Source organism: Lonsdalea britannica (genome assembly GCF_946477055.1).
Classification (GTDB): domain Bacteria; phylum Pseudomonadota; class Gammaproteobacteria; order Enterobacterales; family Enterobacteriaceae; genus Lonsdalea; species Lonsdalea britannica_A.
Map to the genome: position 1 here is coordinate 1 of NZ_CAMKXG010000337.1, position 3,128 is coordinate 3,128.

Sequence of the window (3,128 nt, forward strand, 5' to 3'; positions counted from 1 at the left end):
AGATTCGCCTTAGTCTCGTGGGCTCGGAGATGTGTATAAGAGACAGTCTCCAGACTCAGCGACGTCTGTTCATCCTGCGGGCTGACATACAGCGTGTTGCTGTACACGAACCACTGAAAATGATGTTCCAGCGCCAGCCGATCGATAAAAGCCACCGGACTTTCCGCCCGAATTTTACCGTTGACCGCGTGATCCGGGATCTGACCGAGCAGCAATTCAACGCCGTGACTGTCGGCAAAATCCTGTAATACCTGGGATAACGGCGCGTTTTCCGCCGAATAGGCGTAAGCGCCTTTGTTCCACGACGACGGCGTGGCGGCATGCACTATCGGCAGCATCCCGATGAACACCAGCGACCAGCAAAACAGGCGATACAGGGTGAATAGAAATGAATAGATCAGGTTACGCATGCCAATCTCCTTGCGACCAGGCCAGCGTGTGGAGGTTAGTGACCGGGAGAGCGGTGTTGCGTCGCTCCAGCAGCAACAGGCCCTGCCACGCGTCCCGCTGATTCACCAGCCTTTCCAGCGTGCGGCAGAGCGCCTGCGGCTCATCCGGCGCGTGCCGCATCAGCAGCCAGAGCTGTTTGTCCCCTTGGGCGTAGGCCAGCGCCGCCGCCTGTAAACCAAAGCGCTGCACCGAGGCGGATGAGCACACCAGCGCTCGCTGCAGTAAGGCATCATTCACCTCAATCGCCGACGTCAACCGAGCTGAACAACCGATGCCGCGCGGGTAGCGGGTCAGCAAAACCGGTCCGCCGTCAATATCCAGCGTCAGCGGACCGCCCAGGTGGTTTAGCCAGTGTTCGAGGAGGTGAATGAGCTCAGTTGAAGTCATTGATGATGGCCTTGGCCAGACCGTGCTTAACGCTCAGCAGCTGTCCGCTCGCCCAGTTGGCGTTGGCGTAGTCCATACTGGCTTCGAAAAAGGCATGGCTGTCCGCCATGTTGGCTCCTCCTTCCGCGACATCCAGCGCCATCGTATCCAGCTGCGACTGCGCATCCACAAATGCGGTATCCAGCCGACGCTGTAATCCCAGCGATGAAGACATGATGAGTACTCCTGTGAGTTGTTGAACCTGCCCTTTAGGTGGTCAGTTCACAGGCGGCGGTTCCCGGGGAAGGCAAAAGTTCGTACTCGGAAGGTGTATCGGCAAGCAATCTAGGGGGGGGGATAACCGTGTCAGCGTCGATCCTGAAGGATCGATGTCCCCTCAGTCCGCCAGGACGGACTGAGGGGGCAGCCGCGTGGCGTCGCCGTCGGATGCCACGCGACGTTCGCGTCGGCTAAGGCGTAGAAGCAGGCGTTGGGATCAGCTGTTCCACCGCGCGGCGCCAGCTCAGGTTCATCACGCCCTGAGGCGTCATTAGTTGCAGTTCATCTTTATCCAGCACGTCGTCGATAGCTAATTGCCATCCCAGATGCGCGTGATCGTTCAGCCAGTTTGCCACCTGAGGCTGTTGCTCGGGATGGCAATAGAGCACGCCCCGGCCTTCTCCGCTCTGATTGCGTAACAGCTGACGCAGCAACGCGGAGGTGCGCTGTTCGTCCGGGATGTCTTGTACCAGCTGGCGCATCGCGTCACTCAGCACCTGGCCCGCCTGTTCGGCGACGAAGGCTTCCATTAACGCCCGCTCCTGCTGCCATCCGCGCAGGATGTCGTCCGCCTGACGCAGAAATCGCGCTTCGGCCTGACGGACCGTCCGCCCCACGTCCTCCTGCGCCCGGCGCTCTGCTTCCGCCAGCAGATCTTTCGCCTGCCGTTCGGCCGTTTCAATCACCTCCAGTCCCCGGTGATGTTGCTGCAACCGGTCCGCTTTAATTACCGTGTCTTCCATGGTTTCCGTACCGGTAACCAGCTTCAATTGTTTTCGTGTCAGCATCCTGACTCCCTCTTTTCCATTAAACTCATGACTCTCTTCTCTGACTCACAAACACGCCGACGTCGTCACCGTCCGGCGCGGCGCAAAGGCGCGCTTTCCATATCGCAGCGTCGCACAGCACATTCACTCGACTTGCGGGCAACGCCACGGCAGGCGTCTCCTCCACATCGATGCTCCACGAACGCGGAAACAACAATCGAACGCGCGGCCAGACGGCTGCGGATAGACAATGGCGCAGCAGGCAGAGCGCGTCGCTCTGCCGCCGTGCGGTAAAATTCAGGTTTTCGGGTAGCCAAAGTCCCGGACGCAGCGCTTTCGCCAGCCGACGGCACCATAGCGATGGCTCCGGCGGCAGCGATCGCTCCGGCTCCCGGCATACCGCCGCAATCAGCTCAAGCGCCCAAACGCGCTGAGGCGGCGTCAAGGCAATCAGCTGCCATAGCGTCTGCGAGGGAGGCTCGGGCAGGCCTTCCGGCAGGCACCAGCGCGCGCGCAACAACCGGTGCTGCAACGGCGCCAGACTCTCCAGCGCTGTCCGTCCTCCGGCCAAAGCGGTATCGACCTGCCAGCTATGATCCGCCTCCAGAACACAACCGTAGGCCCACCAGCGGACCCACCTTAGCTGCGCGTCCCGGCTCATCTCCGCGAGGGGCGTCATCGGTCAGGACTCCTGCGTCGGCGGTTTTTTACGCGTTAGCTGTTGCCGCCACCACGGTTTCGCCATCAGTCCTCCCACGCCTGCTGCTATCGCCAATGCCAGGAGAGAACCGGCCCACTGCAGGTGATTGACCCCCTGCGGGGTCAGCGTCAACGGCCCCACCGAGACGGTCGGTACGCTGTCGTGATAGGGCTTGGCTGGCGAGAAAACGATGGACAACTCTTTGTCGCTTTTCCCGCTCAGCCCCGGAATGCTGCTGGCGACCAGGCGCCGAATACGCGGCCTGATGCTGTCCGGATCCAATTCAGCTCGGTGTTTGATGAAAACCGCCGCCGAAGCGGGTTGTATCGGCTCGCCGGGGGCGATGCGCTCAGGCAGCACGACATGAACGCGGGCGACCAGAACGCCGTCGATCTGGTTGAGCGTGGACTCCACCTCCTGCGACAGCGCATAGATATAGCGGGCGCGCTCTTCCAACGGCGTTGAAATTACGCCTGTTTTCTGGAAGACCTCACCCAAATTGGTTCTGCTCTGCCGCGGCAGCCCGGCGGCATTCAAAATATTCACCGCCCGCTCGATATCGCGGG

The 3,128-nt window shown here is 61.0% G+C and carries 5 protein-coding genes; all 5 read right to left on the reverse strand.

Annotated elements, in window-relative coordinates:
- Positions 1 to 402 precede the first annotated feature (402 nt).
- Positions 403 to 837, reverse strand: coding sequence for a type III secretion system chaperone (locus Q7O77_RS16270; RefSeq protein ID WP_304169723.1), 435 nt, complete (start codon positions 835 to 837; stop codon positions 403 to 405).
- The gene (locus Q7O77_RS16275; RefSeq protein ID WP_304169724.1) at positions 824 to 1,051 is read right to left on the reverse strand and encodes a type III secretion protein HrpF; all 228 of its coding nucleotides are present in this window, start codon (positions 1,049 to 1,051) and stop codon (positions 824 to 826) included. The genes Q7O77_RS16270 and Q7O77_RS16275 overlap by 14 nt, the downstream gene beginning before the upstream one ends.
- Before the next feature lie 235 nt (positions 1,052 to 1,286).
- The gene (gene sctL / locus Q7O77_RS16280) at positions 1,287 to 1,883 is read right to left on the reverse strand and encodes a type III secretion system stator protein SctL (protein WP_304169726.1); all 597 of its coding nucleotides are present in this window, start codon (positions 1,881 to 1,883) and stop codon (positions 1,287 to 1,289) included.
- A gap of 25 nt (positions 1,884 to 1,908) precedes the next feature.
- Positions 1,909 to 2,541, reverse strand: a complete 633-nt coding sequence (locus Q7O77_RS16285) for a serine kinase (RefSeq protein ID WP_304169728.1) — start codon at positions 2,539 to 2,541, stop codon at positions 1,909 to 1,911.
- Positions 2,542 to 2,544: 3 nt separating this feature from the next.
- Positions 2,545 to 3,128: type III secretion system inner membrane ring lipoprotein SctJ (gene sctJ, locus Q7O77_RS16290; RefSeq protein ID WP_304169730.1), on the reverse strand; the 584-nt coding region annotated here is incomplete at its 5' end.

Excerpts from the sequence above, each read along its gene's own strand:
- Q7O77_RS16270 (WP_304169723.1), bottom strand. The coding sequence starts at position 837 with ATGACTTCAACTGAGCTCATTCACCTCCTCGAACACTGGCTAAACCAC.
- Q7O77_RS16275 (WP_304169724.1), bottom strand. The coding sequence starts at position 1,051 with ATGTCTTCATCGCTGGGATTACAGCGTCGGCTGGATACCGCATTTGTG.
- sctL (WP_304169726.1), bottom strand. The coding sequence starts at position 1,883 with ATGCTGACACGAAAACAATTGAAGCTGGTTACCGGTACGGAAACCATG.
- Q7O77_RS16285 (WP_304169728.1), bottom strand. The coding sequence starts at position 2,541 with ATGACGCCCCTCGCGGAGATGAGCCGGGACGCGCAGCTAAGGTGGGTC.